The 22,073-nt window shown below is 66.5% G+C and carries 21 protein-coding genes and 1 pseudogene; 7 read left to right on the forward strand and 15 right to left on the reverse strand.

Features of this window, described 5'->3' with window-relative positions:
- The 5 genes and pseudogenes from BSE24067_RS30875 to BSE24067_RS30895 form a co-directional block, all read left to right on the forward strand.
- Positions 1-317, forward strand: a pseudogene (locus BSE24067_RS30875) (regulator); the annotation flags it as partial.
- Between the two features lie 10 nt (positions 318-327).
- A complete protein-coding gene (gene recJ / locus BSE24067_RS30880; protein ID WP_151067407.1) occupies positions 328-2,025 on the forward strand; it encodes a single-stranded-DNA-specific exonuclease RecJ in 1,698 nt (565 codons plus the stop codon).
- A gap of 162 nt (positions 2,026-2,187) precedes the next feature.
- A protein-coding gene (gene prfB, locus BSE24067_RS30885; RefSeq protein WP_151067409.1) for a peptide chain release factor 2 occupies positions 2,188-3,292 on the forward strand; the annotation gives its coding sequence in 2 pieces (ribosomal slippage) (positions 2,188-2,268 and positions 2,270-3,292; 1,104 coding nt in all).
- A 75-nt stretch (positions 3,293-3,367) separates the two neighbouring features.
- Positions 3,368-4,894 carry a lysine--tRNA ligase gene (gene lysS, locus BSE24067_RS30890; RefSeq protein WP_151067411.1) on the forward strand — a complete coding sequence of 509 codons (1,527 nt, stop codon included), beginning with the start codon at positions 3,368-3,370 and terminating at the stop codon, positions 4,892-4,894.
- Between the two features lie 342 nt (positions 4,895-5,236).
- Positions 5,237-5,962 (forward strand): glycine zipper 2TM domain-containing protein, encoded by a 726-nt coding sequence (locus BSE24067_RS30895; protein WP_151067413.1) that lies wholly within the window; start codon positions 5,237-5,239, stop codon positions 5,960-5,962.
- A 132-nt stretch (positions 5,963-6,094) separates the two neighbouring features.
- Here the strand turns inward: BSE24067_RS30895 and iscX are convergent, their stop codons facing one another.
- The 12 genes from iscX to BSE24067_RS30955 all read right to left on the reverse strand — a co-directional run bounded on the left by iscX (position 6,095) and on the right by BSE24067_RS30955 (position 15,323).
- A complete protein-coding gene (gene iscX / locus BSE24067_RS30900; RefSeq protein ID WP_151067415.1) occupies positions 6,095-6,304 on the reverse strand; it encodes a Fe-S cluster assembly protein IscX in 210 nt (69 codons plus the stop codon).
- Between the two features lie 43 nt (positions 6,305-6,347).
- Positions 6,348-6,689 carry an ISC system 2Fe-2S type ferredoxin gene (fdx, locus tag BSE24067_RS30905; protein ID WP_059535849.1) on the reverse strand — a complete coding sequence of 114 codons (342 nt, stop codon included), beginning with the start codon at positions 6,687-6,689 and terminating at the stop codon, positions 6,348-6,350.
- A gap of 88 nt (positions 6,690-6,777) precedes the next feature.
- A complete protein-coding gene (hscA, locus tag BSE24067_RS30910; protein ID WP_151067417.1) occupies positions 6,778-8,646 on the reverse strand; it encodes a Fe-S protein assembly chaperone HscA in 1,869 nt (622 codons plus the stop codon).
- A gap of 54 nt (positions 8,647-8,700) precedes the next feature.
- Positions 8,701-9,228, reverse strand: a complete 528-nt coding sequence (gene hscB / locus BSE24067_RS30915; RefSeq protein WP_151067419.1) for a Fe-S protein assembly co-chaperone HscB — start codon at positions 9,226-9,228, stop codon at positions 8,701-8,703.
- A 94-nt stretch (positions 9,229-9,322) separates the two neighbouring features.
- Positions 9,323-9,646, reverse strand: coding sequence for an iron-sulfur cluster assembly protein IscA (iscA, locus tag BSE24067_RS30920; protein ID WP_011885413.1), 324 nt, complete (start codon positions 9,644-9,646; stop codon positions 9,323-9,325).
- Between the two features lie 142 nt (positions 9,647-9,788).
- Positions 9,789-10,196: a Fe-S cluster assembly scaffold IscU gene (gene iscU, locus BSE24067_RS30925; RefSeq protein WP_059510856.1), complete on the reverse strand. Its 408-nt coding sequence runs from the start codon at positions 10,194-10,196 to the stop codon at positions 9,789-9,791.
- Between the two features lie 68 nt (positions 10,197-10,264).
- On the reverse strand, positions 10,265-11,488 hold the full coding sequence (locus BSE24067_RS30930; protein WP_151067421.1) for an IscS subfamily cysteine desulfurase: 1,224 nt from the start codon (positions 11,486-11,488) through the stop codon (positions 10,265-10,267).
- Positions 11,489-11,558: 70 nt separating this feature from the next.
- Positions 11,559-12,098 (reverse strand): Fe-S cluster assembly transcriptional regulator IscR, encoded by a 540-nt coding sequence (iscR, locus tag BSE24067_RS30935; RefSeq protein ID WP_009691731.1) that lies wholly within the window; start codon positions 12,096-12,098, stop codon positions 11,559-11,561.
- 117 nt (positions 12,099-12,215) lie between these two features.
- On the reverse strand, positions 12,216-12,698 hold the full coding sequence (locus BSE24067_RS30940; protein WP_151067423.1) for a low molecular weight protein-tyrosine-phosphatase: 483 nt from the start codon (positions 12,696-12,698) through the stop codon (positions 12,216-12,218).
- A 101-nt stretch (positions 12,699-12,799) separates the two neighbouring features.
- Complete coding sequence (locus tag BSE24067_RS30945) at positions 12,800-13,027, reverse strand: hypothetical protein (protein WP_151067425.1); 228 nt, start codon at positions 13,025-13,027, stop codon at positions 12,800-12,802.
- Between the two features lie 126 nt (positions 13,028-13,153).
- A complete protein-coding gene (locus BSE24067_RS30950; RefSeq protein WP_151067427.1) occupies positions 13,154-14,566 on the reverse strand; it encodes a lactate utilization protein B in 1,413 nt (470 codons plus the stop codon).
- A 34-nt stretch (positions 14,567-14,600) separates the two neighbouring features.
- Entirely contained in the window at positions 14,601-15,323 is a 723-nt protein-coding gene (locus BSE24067_RS30955) for a (Fe-S)-binding protein (protein ID WP_151067429.1), read from the reverse strand.
- A 181-nt stretch (positions 15,324-15,504) separates the two neighbouring features.
- On the opposite strand from BSE24067_RS30955, the gene BSE24067_RS30960 reads away from it, so the two are divergent.
- Positions 15,505-16,314, forward strand: a complete 810-nt coding sequence (locus BSE24067_RS30960; RefSeq protein WP_151067431.1) for an IclR family transcriptional regulator — start codon at positions 15,505-15,507, stop codon at positions 16,312-16,314.
- 92 nt (positions 16,315-16,406) lie between these two features.
- Here BSE24067_RS30960 and pbpG read toward each other — a convergent pair whose 3' ends face one another.
- On the reverse strand, positions 16,407-17,558 hold the full coding sequence (gene pbpG, locus BSE24067_RS30965; RefSeq protein ID WP_151067432.1) for a D-alanyl-D-alanine endopeptidase: 1,152 nt from the start codon (positions 17,556-17,558) through the stop codon (positions 16,407-16,409).
- A 683-nt stretch (positions 17,559-18,241) separates the two neighbouring features.
- On the opposite strand from pbpG, the gene BSE24067_RS30970 reads away from it, so the two are divergent.
- On the forward strand, positions 18,242-18,808 hold the full coding sequence (locus BSE24067_RS30970) for a phasin family protein (protein WP_151067434.1): 567 nt from the start codon (positions 18,242-18,244) through the stop codon (positions 18,806-18,808).
- Between the two features lie 200 nt (positions 18,809-19,008).
- Here BSE24067_RS30970 and lpdA read toward each other — a convergent pair whose 3' ends face one another.
- Positions 19,009-20,781: a dihydrolipoyl dehydrogenase gene (lpdA, locus tag BSE24067_RS30975; protein WP_151067436.1), complete on the reverse strand. Its 1,773-nt coding sequence runs from the start codon at positions 20,779-20,781 to the stop codon at positions 19,009-19,011.
- 286 nt (positions 20,782-21,067) lie between these two features.
- On the reverse strand, positions 21,068-22,073 hold a 1,006-nt coding region (locus tag BSE24067_RS30980), incomplete at its 5' end, for a dihydrolipoyllysine-residue acetyltransferase (protein WP_174904970.1).

A 22,073-nucleotide genomic window follows, 5' to 3' on the forward strand; every position in this document is an offset into this window, starting at 1 on the left:
CGCGCGCCGCGCACGCGGACGCCGGCGCGGTGCCGGCCGCATTCGACGCGCTGCCGGCCGCCGCCGGCGCGACGCTCGTCGAGCTGCCGGTGCTGTCCGCTCCGTTCATCGAACAGGACTGGGCACGCTGGCACGACGCGCTCGCCGCCCTCGAGCGCGACTGGTTCGCACCGTCCCTCGCCGCACTGCAGAGCGGCGAACTGGCAGCCGTCGGCTTCACGCTGTGCGGCGACACGAGTTCCGTCACGCTGCACGCGACGCGCGGCGACCTGCGCAAGTTCTGGCGCCGCCGCGCGCTGGCGTCCCTGTTCGAATAACCCCACCTGTATGACCCGGATCGTTACCCGCCCCGTCGCGCCTGCCGACGCCGAAGCGCTCGCGCGCCACGGCCTGCATCCCGTCCTCGCGCGCCTGTATGCGTCGCGCGGCGTGCAATCCCCGACCGACATCGAAACCGCGCTCGCGCGCCTCGTGCCGCCCACCGAACTGAAGGGCTGCGCGGACGCCGCAGCGCTGCTCGCCGACGCGATCGCCGACAGGCGCCGCCTGCTGGTCGTCGCCGATTACGACTGCGACGGCGCGACCGCGTGCGCGGTCGCGGTGCGCGGGCTGCGAATGTTCGGCGCGCAGATCGACTACCTGGTGCCGAACCGCTTCGAATACGGCTACGGGCTCACGCCCGAGATCGTCGAACTGGCCGCCGCGCGCAAGCCCGACCTGCTGATCACCGTCGACAACGGGATCGCGAGCGTCGCGGGCGTCGAAGCCGCGAACGCGCGCGGCATCGACGTGCTCGTGACCGACCACCATCTGCCCGGCGACGCGCTGCCCGCCGCACGCGCGATCGTCAACCCGAACCAGCCCGGCTGCACGTTCCCGAGCAAGCACATCGCGGGCGTCGGCGTGATGTTCTACGTGCTGCTCGCGCTGCGCGCCGAACTGCGCCGCCGCGGCGCGTTCGCGAGCAAGGAGGCCGAACCGCGCCTCGACGGGCTGCTCGACCTCGTCGCGCTCGGCACCGTCGCCGACGTCGTGCGGCTCGACGGCAACAACCGCGTGCTCGTCGCGCAAGGGCTGCAGCGCATCCGCAACGGCCGCATGCAACCGGGCGTCGCCGCGCTGTTCCGCGCCGCGGGCCGCGAAGCGCGCACCGCGTCGGGCTTCGATCTCGGCTTCGGCGTCGGCCCGCGCCTGAACGCCGCGGGGCGGCTCTCCGACATGTCGCTCGGGATCGAATGCCTGATCACCGACGACATCGGCCGCGCCTGGGAGCTCGCGCAGCAGCTCGACGCGATGAACCGCGAGCGCCGCGAGATCGAGGCCGGCATGCAGCAGCAGGCGCTCGCCGATCTCGCCGCGGTCGATCCGGCCGACGCGTGCACGATCACGCTGTTCAATCCCGCATGGCACCAGGGCGTGATCGGCATCGTCGCCGGGCGGCTCAAGGAAAAATTCCACCGCCCGTCGTTCACGTTCGCGCATGCGGACGACGCCGGCATGCGCGTCAAGGGCTCGGGCCGCTCGATTCCCGGCTTCCACCTGCGCGACGCGCTCGACCTCGTGTCCAAGCGCGAGCCCGATCTGATCGTCGCGTTCGGCGGCCACGCGATGGCCGCCGGCCTCACGCTCGACACCGCGAACGTGCCGCGCTTCGCGGCCGCGTTCGAGGCGGTGGCGCGCGAGTGGCTGTCCGACGATGCGCTCGCGCGCGTGATCGAGACCGACGGTGAGCTCGAGGAAGCGTATTTCACGCCGCAGTTCGTCGGGTTGCTCGACGAAGCCGTCTGGGGCCAGGGCTTTCCGGCCCCGCTTTTCTCCGGCGAATTCGACGTCGTGTCGCAGTCGCTCGTGAAGGAAAAGCACCTGAAGCTGCAGCTGGCGCGCGGCCGCCAGCGCTTCAACGCGATCTGGTTCAACCACACCGAGCCGCTGCCGGCGAGCGCGCTGATCGCGTACCGGCTCGTCGCCGACACGTGGAACGGCGTGACGCGCGTGCAGCTGGTCGTCGAGCACGCGGCCGGCTGAGCGCCGCCCGCCCGACCGCGCCGCCCCGACGACGCCCGGGGCCGCATGCGCGCCGCACCGGACAAGGCCGCGACGCGCATGCAAGCACACTCCGCGTCACCGGGAAACCCTGCCGATCGGCTATAATTCCGCTTTTTTACGACGCAAGAACAGCGAACGATCATGGAAGCGGAACGTCTCAACGCGATCGAAAGCTCCCTGCTCGACCTGCGCAACCGCGCGGGCGAGCTTCGGGGGTATCTTTGACTACGACGCCAAAGCTGCGCGTCTGACCGAAGTCAACAAGGAACTCGAAGACCCGAACGTCTGGAACGATTCGAAGAACGCCCAGGCGCTCGGCCGCGAGAAGAAGCTGCTCGAAGGCGTCGTCACGACGCTGACGACGCTCGACAGCGACCTGCGCGATGCGCTCGACCTGTTCGAGCTCGCCCGCGAGGAAGGTGACGAAGACACCCTCATCGCATCCGAAGAAGACGCGAAGAAGCTCGAAGCGCGCGTCGGCGACATCGAATTCCGCCGGATGTTCTCGAACCCGGCCGACCCGAACAACTGCTTCATCGACATCCAGGCCGGCGCCGGCGGCACCGAGGCGTGCGACTGGGCGTCGATGCTGCTGCGCCAGTACCTGCGCTACTGCGAGCGCAAGGGCTTCAAGGCCGAAGTGCTCGAAGAGTCCGACGGCGACGTCGCAGGCATCAAGAACGCGACGATCAAGGTGTCGGGCGAATACGCGTACGGCTTCCTGCGCACCGAAACCGGCATCCACCGGCTCGTGCGCAAGTCGCCGTTCGACTCGTCGGGCGGCCGCCACACGTCGTTCTCGTCGGTGTTCGTGTATCCGGAAATCGACGATTCGATCGAAGTCGAGGTCAACCCGGCCGACCTGCGCATCGACACGTACCGCGCATCCGGCGCGGGCGGCCAGCACATCAACAAGACCGACTCGGCCGTGCGGATCACGCACATGCCGACCGGCATCGTCGTGCAGTGCCAGAACGACCGCTCGCAGCACCGCAACCGCGCCGAAGCGATGGCCATGCTGAAGTCGCGCCTGTACGAAGCCGAAATGCGCAAGCGCCAGGCCGAGCAGGACAAGCTCGAATCGAGCAAGACCGACGTGGGCTGGGGCCACCAGATCCGCTCGTACGTGCTCGACCAGAGCCGCGTGAAGGACCTCCGTACGAACGTCGAAATGAGCAACACGAAGGCCGTGCTCGACGGCGATCTCGACGACTTCATCAGCGCGAGCCTCAAACAGGGCGTGTAAGCGCCGCGGCGCGGCCTCCCCGGTCGCGCCGCCCTTCCCGTTGCGTTGCCGCACCCACTCCGAATTCCGACCATCATGACCGAACCGACCCAAACGCAGCCCGCCGTCGCGGCGGACGAAAACCAGATCATCGCCGAGCGCCGCGAGAAGCTGCGCGCGCTGCGCGAGCAAGGCGTCGCCTATCCGAACGATTTCCGGCCGACCCATCACGCCGCCGATCTGCAGGCGAAATTCGCCGACTCGGACAAGGCCGCGCTCGAAGCGAACCCGGTCGAGGTCGCGGTCGCCGGCCGCATGATGCTCAAGCGCGTGATGGGCAAAGCGAGCTTCGCGACGGTGCAGGACGGTTCGGGCCAGATCCAGTTCTTCGTGACGCCGAATGACGTCGGCGCGGAAACCTACGACGCATTCAAGAAGTGGGACCTCGGCGACATCGTCGCCGCGCGCGGCGTGCTGTTCCGCACCAACAAGGGCGAGCTGTCGGTCCAGTGCAAGGAGCTGCGCCTGCTGTCGAAGGCGCTGCGCCCGCTGCCCGACAAGTTCCACGGCCTCGCCGACCAGGAAATGCGCTATCGCCAGCGCTACGTCGACCTGATCGTCACGCCGGAAACGCGCGACACGTTCCGCGCGCGCACCAGGACCATCGCGTCGATCCGCAAGTTCATGGACAACGCCGACTTCATGGAAGTCGAGACGCCGATGCTGCACCCGATCCCGGGCGGCGCCGCGGCCAAGCCGTTCGTCACGCATCACAACGCGCTCGACATGCAGATGTTCCTGCGCATCGCGCCGGAGCTGTACCTGAAGCGTCTGATCGTCGGCGGGTTCGAGCGCGTGTTCGAAATCAACCGCAATTTCCGGAACGAAGGCGTGTCGCCGCGCCACAACCCGGAATTCACGATGATGGAGTTCTACGCCGCGTACACCGATTACCGCTGGCTGATGGACTTCACCGAGCAGCTGATCCGCCAGGCGGCGATCGATGCGCTCGGCACCGCGACGATCCAGTACCAGGGCCGCGAGCTCGACCTCGCGAAGCCGTTCCACCGTCTGACGATCACGCAGGCGATCCAGAAGTACGCGCCGCAGTACACCGACGGCCAGCTGTCGGACGACGCGTTCCTGCGCAGCGAGCTGAAGCGCCTCGGCGTCGACGTGTCGCAGCCGGCCTTCCTGAATGCCGGCATCGGCGCGCTGCAGCTCGCGCTGTTCGAGGAAACCGCCGAATCGCAGCTGTGGGAGCCGACCTACATCATCGACTACCCGGTCGAGGTGTCGCCGCTCGCGCGCGCATCGGATACGGTGCCGGGCATCACCGAGCGTTTCGAGCTGTTCATGACCGGCCGCGAGATCGCGAACGGCTTCTCGGAGCTGAACGATCCGGAAGATCAGGCCGCACGCTTCAAGAAGCAGGTCGAGCAGAAGGATGCGGGCGACGAGGAAGCGATGTTCTTCGACGCCGACTACATCCGCGCGCTCGAACACGGGATGCCGCCGACAGGCGGCTGCGGGATCGGCATCGACCGTCTGGTGATGCTGCTGACCGACAGCCCGACGATCCGCGACGTGCTGCTGTTCCCGCACCTGCGCCGCGAAGACTGACGCGTTGCCCACGTGCGCGCCGCGCCCGCGGCGCGCGCGTCGGCTTTGTTACCACGCGTAAATCCCGCCTGCCGGCGTTCGCCGGCACACGATCCTTCCCCGTTTGATTTCCCTGCCGCGACGGCCTCCCGCGGGTTTTCCCGGTATCGGACGCCAATCCGCCGCTGCAATTCGTTACACCTTGATACGGTGCGGCCCTCGCCCGTGGACGACACTCCTGTTGCGTCACCACGCATGATCACGGGACCAGAACGAAGCGCCGGAACGCCGAGTCTGCTCGCTCCCGAGCGTGGGATCCAGCCAGCGCCAGTGCGCCGGGCCGGATCGACACCGGAGAACAACATGGACAACCAGAATCAGACCACGCCGCAAAAGCAACGCCTCCACCCGCTCATCGCGACCGCGGCAGGCGCCGTCATCGTCGCCAGCCTCGCGGCGACCGCCGCGATTACGGGCATCCTCCCGAAGGCCAGCAGCAACAACGCGCAGAACGGCCAGACCCAGGCCGCGCTGATCGCGTCGCAGCCGGCCGTCGACACGGCTGCGGCCGCAAGCGCCGCGCGCGCGGCCCAAGCGCAGCAGGAAGCGGCCGAACGGGCCGCCCAGCAAAAGGCCATCGCGCAGGCGGAACCGAAGCCCGCGCCGCGTCCGGCCGCCACGCATCATCGCCACACGCCGGCCCCGCAACCGCCGCAATACGCGCAGCAGCCGTCCGCGCCCGCGCAACCGGCCTATTGCCAGAGCTGCGGCACGGTCGTCGCGATCACGCAGACGCGCACGCCGGGCCAGAGCTCGGGGATCGGCGCAGTCGGCGGCGCAGCCGCCGGCGGCCTGCTCGGCAACCAGTTCGGCCACGGCAACGGCCGCACCGCGATGACCATCATCGGCGCGCTCGGCGGCGGCCTCGCCGGCAACCAGGTCGAAAAGCAGGTGCGCGCGGAAACCGACTATCAGGTGCAGGTCCAGATGGAAAGCGGCGCGACGCGCACGTTCACGTACCACAACCCGCCGCCGTTCGGTCAGGGCCAGCGCGTGCGAATCGAAAACGGCACGCTGGTCGGCGTGTAACGGATCGGGAAATGCCGGGCGGCCCCTGCCCGGCACCGGAAACGAAAAAGGCTCGCGATGCATCGCATCACGAGCCTTCTTCTTTGGCGGGCGCCGTCGGCTCTTGTCGTCGGCGGAGTGCCGGCGCAGCCGTCATTCTTCGTCGTCGAAGTCCGATTCGTCGATCCAGTGAGCCTGAATCGCTTCGAGGATTTTCTCGCCCGAATGAGCGGGGTCGTCGGTGAAGCCGTCGAGTTCGATGACCCATTGGCGCAGGTCGACGAAATTGACCCGCTGCGGATCGACGTCCGGATGCTTGTCTGCCAGCGCGATGGCGATTTCGCGCGAATCGGTCCATTTCATGGCTGCTCTCCCGTGTACGCGGCGAGTCCGCCCCGCCAGTCCGTCAGTGATTTTCCTTCGCGTGATTGATCGAGTACTTCGGAATCTCGACCACCAGGTCCGAATCTTCCTTCACGATCGCCTGGCACGACAGGCGCGACGTCGGCTCGAGGCCCCACGCCTTGTCGAGCAGGTCGTCTTCGTCCTCTTCGGACGGATCGAGATCGTTGAAGCCCTCGCGAATCACCACGTGGCACGTCGTGCACGCGCACGACTTCTCGCACGCATGTTCGATCTCGATCCCGTTGTCGAGCAGGTTGTCGCAAATACTCTTGCCGGGCGTCGCGTCGATCACTGCGCCGTCCGGGCACAGTTCGACGTGAGGCAGCACCACCAGTTGAGGCATGTCCGTTCCGTCAGTCAGGGTGCGGCGGCTAGCGCCGCACGGTTCAATATCGCACGGGCCGTCGCCGGCTCGCGTGCGGGTCGTTCGTTCAGATCTCGTCGAGGCGTCGGCCCGACAGTGCGCGCTTGATGCTCTTGTCCATCCGGCGCGCGGCGAATTCGTCGGTGCCGTCGGCGAGCGTCTTCGTCGCCGCTTCGATCGCGTCCGCGTCGTCGCCCTGCGCGACCGTGCGCAGCGCCGCGACGAGCGCGTCGATCCGTGCGCGTTCGGTATCGTCGAGCAGTTCGCCGTCGGCGGCCAGCGCGGCCTGCGTCGCCTCGATCATCCGCTCGGCCTCGACCTGCGCTTCGCGCAGCGCACGTGCGCGCATGTCGATCTCGGCGGTCTTGAAGCTGTCCTCGAGCATCTTTGCGATGTCGTCGTCGGCCAGGCCGTACGACGGCTTCACGACGACCGACGCTTCGACGCCCGAATGCTGCTCGCGCGCGAACACCGACAGCAGCCCGTCCGCATCGACCTGGTACGTCACGCGGATGCGCGCCGCACCGGCCGTCATCGGCGGAATGCCGCGCAGCTCGAAACGCGCGAGCGACCGGCAGTCGGCGACGAGCTCGCGCTCGCCCTGCACGACGTGGATCGCCATCGCGGTCTGGCCGTCCTTGAAGGTCGTGAATTCCTGCGCACGCGCGATCGGAATCGTCGAATTGCGCGGAATGATCTTCTCGACGAGACCGCCCATCGTCTCGACACCGAGCGACAGCGGAATCACATCGAGCAGCAGCCAGTCGTCGCCGCTGCCGCGATTGCCGGCGAGCAGGTCGGCCTGGATCGCCGCGCCGAGCGCGACGACCTGGTCGGGATCGAGATTGACGAGCGGCGGCTGGCCGAAATACTTCGCGACCGCCTCGCGGATCACCGGCATGCGCGTCGCGCCGCCGACGAGCACGACACCCTTGATGTCGGCCGGCGTGACCTGCGCGTCGCGCAGTGCCTTGCGGGTCGGCGTCAGCGTGCGCTGCACGAGCGGCTCCACGAGCGACGCGAACGTATCGTGCGAAATCGTCTGCACGAGGTGCGCGCCGTTCGACAGCGTCACGTCGAGCGACGCGTCGGGCGCGGACGACAGCGCTTCCTTCAGCACGCGCACGCGATCGAGCAGCAGGCGCACGTCCTCGGGCGCGAGCGCCTTGGCGTCGATGCCGGCCTGCGCGAGCACGTGATCGAACAGCGCATGGTCGAAATCGTCGCCGCCGAGCGCGGAATCGCCGCCCGCGGCCAGCACTTCGAACACGCCCTTCGTCAGTTTCAGGATCGACAGGTCGAACGTGCCGCCGCCGAGGTCGTACACCGCGTACAGGCCTTCCGCCGCGTTGTCGAGGCCGTACGCGATCGCGGCGGCCGTCGGTTCGTTCAGCAGCCGCAGCACGTTCAGGCCCGCGAGACGCGCGGCGTCCTTCGTCGCCTGGCGCTGCGCATCGTCGAAGTACGCGGGCACCGTGAGCACCGCGCCGACCAGCTCGTCGCCGAGCGTGTCTTCCGCACGATGGCGCAGCGTCGCGAGAATCTCGGCCGACACTTCGACCGGGCTCTTCACGCCGTCGATCGTGCGGATCTGCACCATGCCCGGCGCGTCGACGAATTCGTACGGCGCGTTCGCCGCGCCTTCGACCTCGGCCTTGCCGCGGCCCATGAAGCGCTTGACCGACACGATCGTGTTACGCGGATCGGTGGCAGCCTGCGCCTTCGCGTCGTGACCGATGCGGCGGCCGCCGTTCTCCAGATAACGGACCACCGACGGCAGCAGCACGCGGCCCGCTTCGTCCGGCAGCACTTCGGGCACGCTGTTGCGCACAGCCGCGACGAGCGAGTTCGTCGTGCCGAGATCGATCCCGACAGCGAGTCGCCGCTGGTGCGGCGCCGGCGCCATGCCCGGTTCGGAAATTTGCAGTAAAGCCATCTTGGTTCGTTCGGGCGCTCGGCCCGTTTGCTGCGCGTGCCGCGAGGCACGCGGTTAAGTTTCGAGACGCTCGATCTGCGCGCCCACTTCCGACGCGACCCGTTCGATGAACATCAGCTGGCGCACGGCCTCGGCGGCGGCCTGGTCCGCCCCGCTGTCGAGCAGCGTGCCGAGGCGCTCGAGACGCACGCGCTTTTCGTCGCGCAATTCGGCGAGCAGCGCATCGAGCGCGTCGACGTTGCGGGCGGCCGCCGCGTCCTCGATGCCTTCGCGCCACTCCATCTGCTGCATCAGGAACGCGGGCTCCATCGCGGTGTTGTTTTCCGCGCCGATGTCGACGCCGCGCAGCGACAGCAAGTAGGTCGCGCGTTTCAGCGGATCGCGCAGCGTACGATACGCCTCGTTCGCGCGCGTCGCCCATTGCATCGCGATGCGCTTTTGCGCGTCGCCGGCCGCCGCGAAGCGGTCCGGGTGCACCTGCGTCTGCACCGTGCGATACGCGCTGTCGAGCGCCGCGTCATCGAGCGCGAATTGCGCCGGCAGGTGAAACAGATCGAAGTGGCTGTCTTTCAGCGAAACCATCGTCGCGTTCAATTCCGGTTCGTCGCGCGGCAAACGCCGCACATTAAAAAGGCGGCCCGTGCCGCCTCTTGCCCGCATCGCGCGGAAGCCCGCGTCACACGCGGAACGATTCGCCGCAGCCGCACTCGTCCTTGACGTTCGGGTTGTTGAACTTGAACCCTTCGTTCAAGCCTTCGCGGGCAAAATCGAGTTCGGTGCCGTCGATGTACGCAAGGCTTTTCGGGTCGACGACGACCTTCACGCCATGGCTTTCGAATACCTGATCCTCGGGGGCCAGCTCGTCGACATACTCGAGCTTGTACGCGAGCCCCGAGCACCCGGTCGTGCGAACGCCAAGCCGCAGGCCCACACCCTTGCCGCGACGGACGAGGTATTTCTGGACGTGCTGTGCTGCTTTTTCGGTCAGTGTAATTGCCATGATGTCCTTGCCGCGGCGTGCTGCAGAAGCCGCCGCGTTCCCTTCCAAGCGCCCCCAAATCTGTCGCTTCGCGCCAGGCCCCCGAGGGGCCGATAAAACCTGGGGCGGCCCGGCGTTTTATCGAGAAGCCGCTCGACGCCGCTCAGGCCGCTGCCTGATCGCTTTCCTTGGTGTCGTGGCGCTTCTTGTAGTCGGCCACGGCTGCCTTGATCGCGTCTTCCGCGAGAATCGAGCAGTGAATCTTCACCGGCGGCAGCGCAAGCTCCTCGGCGATCTGCGTGTTCTTGATCGACAGCGCCTCGTCGAGCGTCTTGCCCTTCACCCATTCGGTCACGAGCGAGCTCGACGCGATCGCCGAACCGCAGCCGTAGGTCTTGAACTTCGCGTCTTCGATCACGCCGTCCGCGCCGACGCGGATCTGCAGCTTCATCACGTCGCCGCAGGCCGGCGCGCCGACCATGCCCGTGCCGACCGCGTCGTCGTCTTTCGCGAACGAACCGACGTTACGCGGGTTTTCGTAGTGATCCAGAACCTTGTTGCTGTATGACATGACTCAGACTCCTTGATTCGTTACGTCTGCGTGCGCAAATCCGCCCGCGAATGTATTCAATGCGGTGTTCAGTGTGCGGCCCATTCGATCGTCGACAGATCGATGCCTTCCTGGTGCATTTCCCAGAGCGGCGACAGCTCGCGCAGCTTCGCGATCTTGCTGTTCAGCAGTTCGATCACGAAGTCGACTTCCTGCTCGGTCGTGAAGCGGCCGACCGTGAAGCGGATCGAGCTGTGCGCGAGTTCGTCGTTGCGGCCGAGCGCGCGCAGCACGTACGACGGCTCCAGCGACGCCGACGTGCATGCGGAGCCCGACGACACCGCGACGTCCTTGATCGCCATGATCAGCGACTCGCCTTCGACGAAGTTGAAGCTGATGTTCAGGTTGTGCGGGACACGGTGCTCCATGTCGCCGTTCACGTACGTTTCCTCGATCTGCGACAGGCCGCGCAGCAGCTTGTCGCGCAGCATCCGGATCCGCTCGTTCTCGGTGGCCATTTCCTCGCGCGCGATGCGGAACGCTTCGCCCATGCCGACGATCTGGTGCGTCGGCAGCGTGCCCGAACGCATCCCGCGCTCGTGGCCGCCGCCGTGCATCTGCGCTTCGATGCGCACGCGCGGCTTGCGGCGCACGTACAGCGCGCCGATGCCCTTCGGGCCGTACGTCTTGTGCGCGGAGAACGACATCAGGTCGACCTTCAGCTTCGCGAGGTCGATCTCGACCTTGCCCGTCGCCTGCGCGGCATCGACGTGGAACACGATGCCCTTCTCGCGGCAGATCTCGCCGATCGTTTCGATGTCCTGGATCACGCCGATCTCGTTGTTCACGTGCATCACCGACACGAGGATCGTATCCGGGCGCAGCGCGGCCTTGAACACGTCGAGGTCGATCAGCCCGTCTTCCTTCACGTCGAGATAGGTGACTTCGAAGCCGTCGCGCTCGAGCTCGCGGCAAGTGTCGAGCACGGCCTTGTGCTCGGTCTTCACCGTGACGATGTGCTTGCCCTTGCCCTTGTAGAAGTTCGCGGCGCCCTTGATCGCGAGGTTGTCCGACTCGGTGGCGCCGGACGTCCAGATGATCTCGCGCGGATCCGCGTTCACGAGTGCCGCCACCTGTTCGCGCGCTTCCTCGACCGCGCGTTCCGCATCCCAGCCGTACGCGTGGCTGCGCGATGCCGGGTTGCCGAACTGCTCGCGCAGGTACGGCACCATCTTGTCGACCACGCGCGGGTCGACCGGCGTCGTCGCGCTGTAATCCATGTAGATGGGCAGGTGGAGAGTCTCTTGGGTCATCTGTCGCTCCGGGGATTCTGTGCAGGGACTATGTACGTTATGGGGGTGTCGCGGGGTGGCGCTTTCGCGCTCACGAACTCGCGATGTTGAACACCGAATTGGGACCGAGCGGCATCGTGCGCACCGGTTCGGCCGGCGCCGCGACGGGCTCCGGCGTGCGCCGGTCGCGCAGCACCGCGGGTGCGCCCTCGCGTGCGCGCTGCTGATCGACGAGATCCTGCAGCGATACCGAATCGAGGTATTCGACCATCTTCTGGTTCAGCGTCGACCACAGTTCGTGCGTCATGCAATGGCCGTCGGGCTGCTTCGAGCCGTCGCACGTGCCCTTGCCGCCGCACTGCGTGGCGTCGAGCGGTTCATCGACCGCGATGATGATGTCGGCAACGGTGACGTCCTGCGCACGGCGTGCGAGGTTGTAGCCGCCGCCCGGGCCGCGCACGGATTCGACGATTTCATGCCTGCGCAGCTTGCCGAACAGCTGTTCGAGATACGAGAGCGAAATCCGCTGGCGCTGGCTGATGCCTGCAAGCGTCACCGGGCCCTGCTCCTGGCGCAGTGCCAAGTCGATCATCGCCGTGACGGCGAAACGGCCTTTGGTGGTGAGTCTCATGGTGTCTAGGGGACTGCAATCTTGACGATTTTGGTCAAGTATAAATATTTGACGTTTTTAGTCAAGTATCCATGTCTACGGCAGGGTATTCGCAACACGCTGAATACCGTGCCGCGATCAGCGCGCGATGCGGCTGCGCAGCGCGTCCAGCAGGCCCGCGCACGCGCGCTCGACCTGATCGAGCACCCGTTCGAAGCCCTGCGGGCCGCCGAAATAAGGATCGGCCACTTCGGTCTCGGCCGCGCCCGGCGCGAATTCCATCAGCAGGCGCACCTTGTCGCGATGCTCGGCCGGGCAGCGCCGGCGCAGTTCGGCGAGGTTCGCTTCGTCCATCGCCAGCAGCAGATCGAACCGCTCGAAATCCGCTGCGCTCACCTGCCGCGCGCGCAGCGCCGACAGGTCGTAGCCGCGCGTCCAGGCCGCCGCCTGCGCGCGCGTGTCGGGCGGCTCGCCGACGTGCCAGTCGCCGGTGCCGGCCGAATCGATCGCGATCCGGTCGGCCAGCCCCGCAGCGTCGACCTGGTGGCGCATCACGCCTTCTGCGGTGGGCGAACGGCAGATATTGCCAAGACAGACGAAACAGATTGCAACGCGGGTCATCGCCCTATCGGGAAAGCGCGGCGAACCGCGACGGAGAACAGCGCGCCATTATACAAAGGCGCCCGGAATCGCGCCGTCGCGCAAAGCGACGGCGGCGTGCCTTACAGCGCCTTCGGCGCAGCGAGCACGACGTCCCCCGAAGCGGCCGGCAGCGGCGTCGCCGCGTCGCCGACGAGCCCGAACGATACCGCGCGCGCCAGTTCGGCGGATGCCTGATGGACGGCGATCGGGCCACGCGACGGCGCATCGGCCATCGCATGCAGATAAGCGACCGCGGCGAGCGGGACGACGATTGCCAGCGGCCAGTACATCGATATTGTCTTTCTCATGATGCGGCTCCTTGACCTCATTCCCCGAATCCACTTCCGGGGACTACAGGCCCAATTCTATAGACCGCATCTATCGGGATAAATACGTAAATAGTGAATGCACTGTTGCTGGCCGATGAACAGTCGTCAGCCGAGGTGGCTTTGCGACGCGGCGTACAGCTCGCGGAACGTGCGGCCGGTCGGCGTCGGCATGTCGCGCGTGTCCATCCATCCGCCCATCATCGGCAGGCGCCGCAGCGTGCCGCCGTTGCCGCCGAGCCGCTCGAGGATCCGCACCGCGAGCTTCGTCGTCAACGCGTACAGCATCGGCCGGCGCGCGAAAAAGCCCCACACGGCGAGCCCGGCCCGCTCGCGCCACGGCCGCAGGTGCCGCTCGACCTGCTTTTCGCGCAGCGTGCGCAGCAGGCGCGACAGCGGAATCCCGGCCGGACACACGCTGTCGCATTCGCCGCATAGCGTCGCGGCCTGCGGCAGGTCGAGCGCGCGATCGACGCCGACGTAGCTCGGCGTCAGCACCGATCCCATCGGTCCCGGATAGACCCAGCCGTACGCGTGGCCGCCGACCTTCTGGTACACCGGGCAATGATTCATGCACGCGCCGCAGCGGATGCAGCGCAGCATCTCCTGGAACTCGCCGCCGATCAGGCCCGTGCGGCCGCCGTCGACGAGCACCACGTAGTTGTGCTCGGGACCGTCTTCGTCGTCCGGGCCGCGCGGCCCGGTCAGCAGCGAAAAGTAGTTCGACGTCTTCTGGCCGGTCGCGGAACGCGGCAGCACGCGCATCGCGGTCGCGAGATCCTCGAGCGTCGGCAGCACCTTCTCGATGCCCGTCACCGCGACGTGCACACGCGGCATCACCGTGCACATCCCTTCGTTGCCTTCGTTCGTGACGATCGCGACCGAGCCCGTCTCGGCGATCACGAAGTTGCCGCCCGTCACACCCATGTCGGCCGACAGGAAATGCGGGCGCAGCACCTCGCGCGCTTCGCGCGTCATGTCCGGAATCTCGGTCAGCCGCTCCCGCTGGTGCGTGCGCGCGAACAGGTCGGCGATCTCGTCCTTGTCCTTGTGGACCACCGGCGCGATGATGTGGCTCGGCGGCTCGTTGTCGTTGATCTGCAGGATGTATTCGCCGAGATCCGTCTCGATCGACTGCACGCCCATTTCGGCGAGCACCGCGTTCAGGCGCATTTCCTCGGACACCATCGACTTCGTCTTGATCACCTTCTTCACGTCGTGGCGCCGCGCGATGTCCGCGACGAGCCGCGCGGCATCCGCGGTCGTTTCCGCGTACAAGACCGTCGTGCCGCGCCGCGTCGCCTCGCGCTCGAACGCGTCGAGCCACACGTCGAGGTTCTCCAGCGCGCGGTTGCGGCGCGCCTTCAGCGCGGCGCGCGTCGCCGGGAAGTCGATCGCCGTCATCGCGTCGGCACGTGCGGACACGAACTTCGTCGACAGCTTCTTCAGGTTCTGCTGCAGGCGCTGGTCGGCCAGCTTCTGGCCGGCACGCGCCTTGAAATGCATCGATTGGACTTGCATCGCGGTATCGGGGAAATGTGAGCGGAACCGGGCGTCAGACGTCGCCCGCCAGCACCTGCGCGACGTGCAGCACGCGCGTGTCGCGGTCGCCGGTGCGGCGCAACCGCCCTTCGATGTTCAGCATGCAGCCAAGGTCGCCGAGCACGACCGCACCCGCGCCGGACGCGCGGACGTTCGCACATTTTTCGTCGGCGATCGCCGCCGAAATGTCGCCGTACTTGACCGCGAACGTGCCGCCGAAGCCGCAGCAGTGCTCGCAGTCCTTCATCTCGGTGACGGCCACGCCGCGCTGCGCGAGCAGCGCGCGCGGCTGCGCCTTCACGCCGAGCTCGCGCAACCCCGAGCACGAATCGTGGTACGTGACCGGGCCGGCGAATTCGCCCGGCGCGAGCGCGACCTTCGCGACGTTCGCGAGGAAATCGGTGAGTTCGTAGACTTTCTGCTGGAACCGTACATAGCGCCCCATCAGTTCGGGGTCGTCGCGGAACAGGTCGCCGTAGTGCGCGCGGATCATGCCGCCGCACGAGCCCGACGGCGCGACGACGTAATCGAACTGCTCGAACTCGCGCAACGTCTTTTCCGCGAGGTCGCGCGCGAGCGCGCGGTCGCCCGAGTTGTAGGCCGGCTGCCCGCAGCAGGTTTGCGCCGGCGGCACGAATACCTCGCAACCGGCATCGCGAATCAGCTTCAGCGCGGAAAAACCGATTTCCGGACGCATCAGGTCGACCAGGCAGGTCACGAACAAACCGACTCGCATACGTGCTCCTTCGAGAAAACGGCTCTCATTATCCGCCGTTTGGCCGGCAAGACCAACGCCGGCACGCACGCAAGCGCCGGCCGCCCGAAGCGAGGACTTCCTCGAACGGCGTTCGCTTTTTTCACGATACGAGATACAATCGTTGCAACACCGCTTGACGCGTCAACCGATTCTCCCCGACATGAGCCAACCCACTCCGGATTCCAAAACGTCGATCCAGGTGATCGAACGCATGATGCGGCTGCTGGACGCGCTCGCCGCGCACAGCGACCCCGTCAGCCTGAAGGAACTCGCGCAGCGCACGGATCTTCATCCGTCGACCGCGCACCGCATCCTCAACGACATGGTGACGTGCCGCCTCGTCGACCGCTCCGATCCCGGCACGTACCGGCTCGGCATGCGGCTGCTCGAGCTCGGCAATCTCGTGAAAGCGCGCCTGTCGGTGCGCGACGCGGCGCTGATGCCGATGCGCGAGCTGCACCGCCTCACCGGACAAACCGTGAACCTGTCGGTGCGCCAGGGCGACGAAATCGTCTACATCGAACGCGCGTATTCGGAGCGCTCGGGAATGCAGGTCGTCCGAGCGATCGGCGGCCGTGCGCCGCTGCACCTGACGTCGGTCGGCAAGCTGTTTCTCGCGGCCGACGAAACGGCCCGCGTGCGTGCGTACGCGACGCGCACCGGGCTGTCCGGCCACACGCAGAACAGCATCACGGACATCGCGAAGCTCGAGCGCGAACTGACGATCGTGCGCCAGCAATCGTGCGCACGCGACAACGAGGAACTGGAGCTCGGCGTGCGCTGCATCGCGGCCGGCATCTACGACGACTCAGGCAAGCTCGTCGCGGGTTTGTCGCTGTCGGCGCCGGCCGATCGTCTGCAGGACGCGTGGCTCGGCCAGCTGAGCCGCACCGCGCTGACCATCTCCGAATCGCTCGGCTACCGCCCCGCTCCCGAGAAGGACGCGGAAGGGCTGCAGCGGCAGGCGTGAGCCGCGCCTTCGCCGCATAAAAAAGCCCCGCGACTGCGGGGCTTTTTGCTTTGCGGAGACTGGTACGCGGCGGCCAGCCGCCGCGGCGCGCGTCAGGTGCCGCCGTTCGCCGTGTTGGCCGCCGTCAGGCGCTCGCCGCCGCCGGCGTCGAGCCAGTTGCGCAGGCGCGCCGCGTCGGCGAAGCGCGAATACTTGCCGAACGAATCCAGCAGCACCATCACCATCGGCCGGCCGTGGATCGTCGCCTGCATCACGAGACATTCGCCGGCCTCGTTGATGAAGCCCGTCTTCTGCAGACCGATGTCCCACGAGCCGTTGCCGCGGATCAGCGCGTTCGTGCTGTTGTAGACGAGATTGCGCTTGCCCGTATAGACGTCGTACGTGCGGTCGGTCGAGAACTGGCGGATCAACGGGTACTGGTACGCCGCGTTGACCATCTTCACGAGGTCGCGCGCGCTCGACACGTTCGAGCTCGACAGACCCGTCGAATTCTCGAAGTGCGTGTCGTTCATGCCGAGCGCCTTCGCCTTCGCGTTCATCGCCGCGATGAACGCCGGACGCCCGCCCGGGTAGTAACGCGACAGCGCGGCCGCCGCGCGGTTTTCCGACGCCATCAGCGCGATGTGCAGCATGTCCTCGCGCGACAGCACCGAACCGACCGACAGGCGCGAGCCCGTGCCCTTCTCGTAGTCGCGATCTTCGTCGGTGACTTCGAGCTGGTCGGTCATCGGCGCCTTCGAGTCGAGCACGACCATCGCCGTCATCAGCTTCGAGATCGACGCGATCGGCACGACGGCGTGCGAATTCTTGTCGAACAGCGGCTCGCCGGTGTTTTGATCGACGACGTACGCGACGCTCGAGCGCAGCGCGAGCGCGTCCGGCGTGTCGTGCAGGCCGAACGCCTGACCGACCGTCGGGCGGCGCGGCTGGAACGCGACCTTGCGCACCGCACCGTGGTGGCCGCGCACGTTCGACGCGAGCGTCGCGCGCTTGCGCGACGCCTTCGGCGCATCGTCCGACGCGACGTTGGCGGATTTGGCGGAGGCGGTCTTCACCGTCTTCTTCTTCGCGGACGAAGCGGAAGCGGCTTTCTTGGCGGCCTGGTGGGTCTTCGCAGTGGCGGCGAGGGCGTCAGCGGGCGCGACGGACGCAGCGGTCGCGAGCAACGCGACGGCGACCGACACAGCCGTGCCGAGCGTCATGCTCTGCAACAATCTGCGCGGTGAAAACGATTCGGCTTTCATTGGGGTCTGGACAAAGCGGGCGGGAGGTTTCCGCAAGTGTAGTTAAAGCTGAAAAAAAGAGCAATATTAGGCACTTACCGATCGTCTTTAAACCGGATTGTAAGCGTCGCCCGACCTTCCATCGATCGACACTCCCGCACCCATCGACAAAATCGATGAGGAGCGCGGCCCGACAGTACCCGTCTCCCGATTACCACGCGGTTAATTGAGATAACGTCACTTCGGCGACAAGTTAAAGCGGGGAAAGTACGTAAAGCGGGAAAGTACGTATCCGGCGCTCGGTGTGCCTGGGCACCGGTCTCGGCCAAGGCGGCGGCACCCTGCCCTGGCACGCCCGTCGAAACAGCCCGTCGAAACGGCGCGTTTTTCGACAGGAACAGAAGCATAACGTTCCACGTGCCTGTCAGGTTTACCTGTGCTGGATCGTGGTGCAGCACGCGTGCCCCCGCCCAGTGCGCACCATCTGGGATCGCGCCTGAAACCGATTCCGGACGGCCACGATAACTTGTTGTTTTATCGATAATTTGTCGCGATTGTGCAACGCACAAAAAATGCTTGACAACGGTTTTCTCTGCCCTAAAATGTGAATCATTGCTGCGTTGCACAAAGCACGCGCACCGGAGTTCCCCGTCGTAGTGCCCTTTATCCCTGCGATCGACGCGATCGCTTTTCAGGAGCTTGACATGTCCTTGCTGACCCCCGAGCAAATCGCCGCCGCCCAGAAAGCCAACCTCGAAAGCCTGTTCGGTCTGACCACCAAGGCGTTCGAAGGCGTCGAAAAGCTGATCGAACTGAACCTGCAAGTCGTGAAGTCGACGCTGACGGAAAGCCAGGAAAACGCGCAGCGTCTGCTGTCGGTGAAGGACGCGCAGGAACTGATCGCGCTGCAGGCGAGCCTGTCGCAGCCGGTCGCGGAAAAGGTGCTGTCGTACAGCCGTCACCTGTACGAAATCGCGTCGTCGACGCAAGCCGAGTTCGCGAAGGTTGCCGAAGCGCAATTCGAAGAGCAGAACAAGAAGGTCCAGGCGCTCGTCGACAACGTCGCGAAGAACGCGCCGGCCGGTTCGGAAACGGCTGTCGCCGCGCTGAAGTCGGCACTGAACGCCGCGAACACGACGTACGAAACGGTCCAGAAGGCGGCGAAGCAAGCCGTCGAGATCGCTGAAACGAACTTCAACGCGGCTGCCGCTGTCGCGACGAAGGCTGCCACGGCTGCTGCATCGCGCCGTGCGAGCAAGCCGGCCGCGTAAGCGTTCGCTGCTCCGTGAAAAAGCCGCGCTGAGCGCGGCTTTTTCGTTTCTGGCGCCCGAATACCGCAAATCGAACGTTATCGGTGCGCCGGCCACGCTGCCGTCGGCGGCGTGCAAAAGGAAACGCCGCCGTCCGGAACCTCCGGGCGGCGGCGTTTTTGCGGCTGGCGGCCGACGTACGGCCGACCGTGCCCGTTGCGTTACTTCTTGCGTTGTGGCGGCAGGTCGGTACAGACGCCTTCGTACAATTCGGCGGCCATGCCGACCGATTCGCCGAGCGTCGGGTGCGGATGGATCGTCTTGCCGATGTCTTCCGCGTCCGCGCCCATCTCGACGGCGAGGCACACTTCGCTGATCAGGTCGCCTGCGTTCAGGCCGACGATGCCGCCGCCGATCACGCGATGGGTTTCCTCGTCGAAGATCAGCTTCGTGAAGCCTTCGTCGCGGCCGTTCGCGATCGCGCGGCCCGATGCGGCCCACGGGAACACGGCCTTGCCGTACTTGATGCCTTCGGCCTTGCACTGGTCTTCCGTCTTGCCGGCCCACGCCACTTCCGGATCGGTGTAGGCCACCGACGGGATCTGCAGCGCGTCGAAGTACGCCTTCTCGCCGTGTGCGGCTTCCGCTGCGACATGGCCTTCATGGACGGCCTTGTGCGCGAGCATCGGCTGGCCGACGACGTCGCCGATCGCAAAGATGTGCGGCACGTTCGTGCGCATCTGCTTGTCGACTTCGATGAAGCCGCGGTCGGTGACGGCGACGCCCGCCTTGTCGGCGCCGATCTTCTTGCCGTTCGGGCTGCGCCCCACCGCGACGAGCACGAGGTCGTAGCGCTGCGCTTCCGCCGGCGCCTTCTCGCCCTCGAACTTCACGTAGATGCCGTCTTCCTTCGCTTCCGCGCCGACCGTCTTGGTCTTCAGCATCACGTTGCCGAAGCGCTTCGCGTTGTACTTTTCCCAGACCTTCACGAGATCGCGGTCCGCGCCCATCATCAGGCCGTCCATCATTTCGACGACGTCGATCTCGGCGCCGAGCGTCGAGTAGACCGTTGCCATTTCGAGGCCGATGATGCCGCCGCCGATGACCAGCATGCGCTTCGGCAGCTGGCGCAGTTCGAGTGCGCCCGTCGAATCGACGACGCGCGGGTCTTCCGGCATGAACGGCAGCTTCACCGCTTGCGAGCCGGCGGCGATGATCGCCTGCTTGAACTTGACGACCTTCTTGCCGTTTTCGCCCTGCACTTCCATGTGGTACGGATCGACGAATGCGCCGACGCCGGTGACCACTTCGACCTTGCGTGCCTTGGCCATGCCGGCGAGGCCCGTCGTCAGCTTCTTGACGACGCCGCCCTTGAAGTCGCGCAGCTTGTCGAGGTCGACTTGCGGCTTGCCGAACGTGATGCCGTGCGATGCGAGCGCCGCGGCTTCCTCGACGACGAGCGACGTATGCAGCAGCGCCTTCGACGGAATGCAGCCGACGTTCAGACACACGCCGCCGAGCGTCGAATAGCGTTCGACCAGCACGGTCTTCATGCCGAGGTCGGCGGCGCGGAACGCGGCCGAGTAGCCGCCGGGGCCGGCGCCGAGCACCAGCATGTCGCACTCGATGTCGGCGGCGCCGCTGTAGCTGCCGGCTTGCGGCGCGGGCGCGACTGCGGCTGCGGCCGGAGCCGGTGCAGCCGCTGCGGGCTTCGGCGCTTCGGGCGCTTTCGCGGGTGCGGGAGCGGCGGCGCCTGCGGACGCTTCGACGATGGCGATGACGGTGCCTTGCGAGACTTTCTCGCCGGCTTTGACTTTGACTTCCTTGACGGTGCCGGCGACGTCGCTGGGCACTTCCATGGAGGCTTTATCGGATTCGAGCGTGATGAGCGTTTGCTCTTTTTCGATCACGTCGCCCGGTTTGACGTTGACTTCGATGACATCGACGCCGCTGAAATCGCCGATATCCGGAACCTTGACTTCGATGAGACTCATGACTGTCCCCTTCTTGATTAGCTGCAGAGAGAGAGGGAGAGACTGGCGAAAAGCCGGAACCTGGCGACATGCGGCCTGACAAGAGCACGCGACGTTGGGCAGGACCACCTTTGCCGTCCGCCCAAGGACGCGCCTTTCTTTTGGTTACTTTTCTTTGGAAGACAAAGAAAAGTGACCGCCGCCCCGCGCAGGGGCGACACTAGCAGACCGTTGGCGAAACAGGTTCGACGACAAGGGCGTGGAGAACCGACACAAAAAACCACGCCCCCGCGAGCCCCTCATCTCATCAAAGAATGATGCGGCGGAAATCGGCCAGCAACGCGCCGAGATACGCATTGAACCGCGCGGCTTCCGCGCCGTCGATGACGCGATGGTCATACGACAGCGACAGCGGCAGCGTGAGACGCGGCACGAACTGCTTGCCGTCCCACACCGGCTTCATCTGACCGCGCGACAGCCCGAGGATCGCGACTTCCGGCGCGTTGATGATCGGCGTGAAGTGCGTGCCGCCGATCCCGCCGAGCGACGAGATCGAGAAGCAACCGCCCTGCATCTGGTCCGGCTTCAGCTTGCCGTCGCGCGCGGCCTTCGACAGCTCGGCCATTTCCTTCGCGATGTCGACGAGGCCCTTCTTGTCCGCGTCGCGGATCACCGGCACGACGAGACCGTTCGGCGTATCGGCGGCAAACCCGATGTGGTAGTACTGCTTGAACACCAGGTTGTCGCCGTCGAGGCTCGCGTTGAAGGTCGGGAACTTCTTCAGCGCGGCGACGACCGCCTTGATCACGAACGCGAGCATCGTGAACTTCACGCCCGCCTTCTCGTGCTCCTTGTTCAGCTGCACGCGCAGCGCCTCGAGCTCGGTGATGTCCGCTTCGTCGTTGTTCGTGACGTGCGGAATCATCACCCAGTTGCGATGCAGGTTCGCGCCCGAGATCTTCTTGATGCGCGACAGCGGCTTCGCTTCGAACGGGCCGAACTTCGAGAAGTCGACCTTCGGCCACGGCAGCAGGTTCAGCTCGCCGCCGCCTGCGGGCGCGGCTGCCGCGGCCGGCGCCGCGCGCTGGCCCGTCATCACGCCCTTCACGAAGCCCGTGATGTCTTCCTTCGTGATGCGGCCCTTCGGACCGGTGCCCTGCACGCGTGCAACGTCGACGCCGAGCTCGCGCGCGAACTTGCGCACGGACGGCGACGCGTGGCTCGCGCGGTATTCGCCCGACGGCGCGGCGGCCGGCGCGGCGGCAGCCGGCGCCGGTGCGGCCTTCGCGGGAGCCGGCGCGGCGGCAGGAGCC

This window comes from Burkholderia latens, assembly GCF_902499045.1.
GTDB lineage: Bacteria > Pseudomonadota > Gammaproteobacteria > Burkholderiales > Burkholderiaceae > Burkholderia > Burkholderia latens.

Excerpts from the sequence above, each read along its gene's own strand:
- iscX (WP_151067415.1), bottom strand. The coding sequence starts at position 6,304 with ATGAAATGGACCGATTCGCGCGAAATCGCCATCGCGCTGGCAGACAAG.
- BSE24067_RS30970 (WP_151067434.1), top strand. The coding sequence starts at position 18,242 with ATGTCCTTGCTGACCCCCGAGCAAATCGCCGCCGCCCAGAAAGCCAAC.
- iscA (WP_011885413.1), bottom strand. The coding sequence starts at position 9,646 with ATGGCAATTACACTGACCGAAAAAGCAGCACAGCACGTCCAGAAATAC.
- BSE24067_RS30940 (WP_151067423.1), bottom strand. The coding sequence starts at position 12,698 with ATGACCCGCGTTGCAATCTGTTTCGTCTGTCTTGGCAATATCTGCCGT.
- recJ (WP_151067407.1), top strand. The coding sequence starts at position 328 with ATGACCCGGATCGTTACCCGCCCCGTCGCGCCTGCCGACGCCGAAGCG.
- iscU (WP_059510856.1), bottom strand. The coding sequence starts at position 10,196 with ATGTCATACAGCAACAAGGTTCTGGATCACTACGAAAACCCGCGTAAC.
- iscR (WP_009691731.1), bottom strand. The coding sequence starts at position 12,098 with ATGAGACTCACCACCAAAGGCCGTTTCGCCGTCACGGCGATGATCGAC.
- fdx (WP_059535849.1), bottom strand. The coding sequence starts at position 6,689 with ATGCCTCAACTGGTGGTGCTGCCTCACGTCGAACTGTGCCCGGACGGC.
- lysS (WP_151067411.1), top strand. The coding sequence starts at position 3,368 with ATGACCGAACCGACCCAAACGCAGCCCGCCGTCGCGGCGGACGAAAAC.
- BSE24067_RS30930 (WP_151067421.1), bottom strand. The coding sequence starts at position 11,488 with ATGACCCAAGAGACTCTCCACCTGCCCATCTACATGGATTACAGCGCG.
- BSE24067_RS30895 (WP_151067413.1), top strand. The coding sequence starts at position 5,237 with ATGGACAACCAGAATCAGACCACGCCGCAAAAGCAACGCCTCCACCCG.
- BSE24067_RS30960 (WP_151067431.1), top strand. The coding sequence starts at position 15,505 with ATGAGCCAACCCACTCCGGATTCCAAAACGTCGATCCAGGTGATCGAA.
- pbpG (WP_151067432.1), bottom strand. The coding sequence starts at position 17,558 with ATGAAAGCCGAATCGTTTTCACCGCGCAGATTGTTGCAGAGCATGACG.
- BSE24067_RS30955 (WP_151067429.1), bottom strand. The coding sequence starts at position 15,323 with ATGCGAGTCGGTTTGTTCGTGACCTGCCTGGTCGACCTGATGCGTCCG.
- hscB (WP_151067419.1), bottom strand. The coding sequence starts at position 9,228 with ATGGTTTCGCTGAAAGACAGCCACTTCGATCTGTTTCACCTGCCGGCG.
- hscA (WP_151067417.1), bottom strand. The coding sequence starts at position 8,646 with ATGGCTTTACTGCAAATTTCCGAACCGGGCATGGCGCCGGCGCCGCAC.
- BSE24067_RS30945 (WP_151067425.1), bottom strand. The coding sequence starts at position 13,027 with ATGAGAAAGACAATATCGATGTACTGGCCGCTGGCAATCGTCGTCCCG.
- BSE24067_RS30950 (WP_151067427.1), bottom strand. The coding sequence starts at position 14,566 with ATGCAAGTCCAATCGATGCATTTCAAGGCGCGTGCCGGCCAGAAGCTG.
- lpdA (WP_151067436.1), bottom strand. The coding sequence starts at position 20,781 with ATGAGTCTCATCGAAGTCAAGGTTCCGGATATCGGCGATTTCAGCGGC.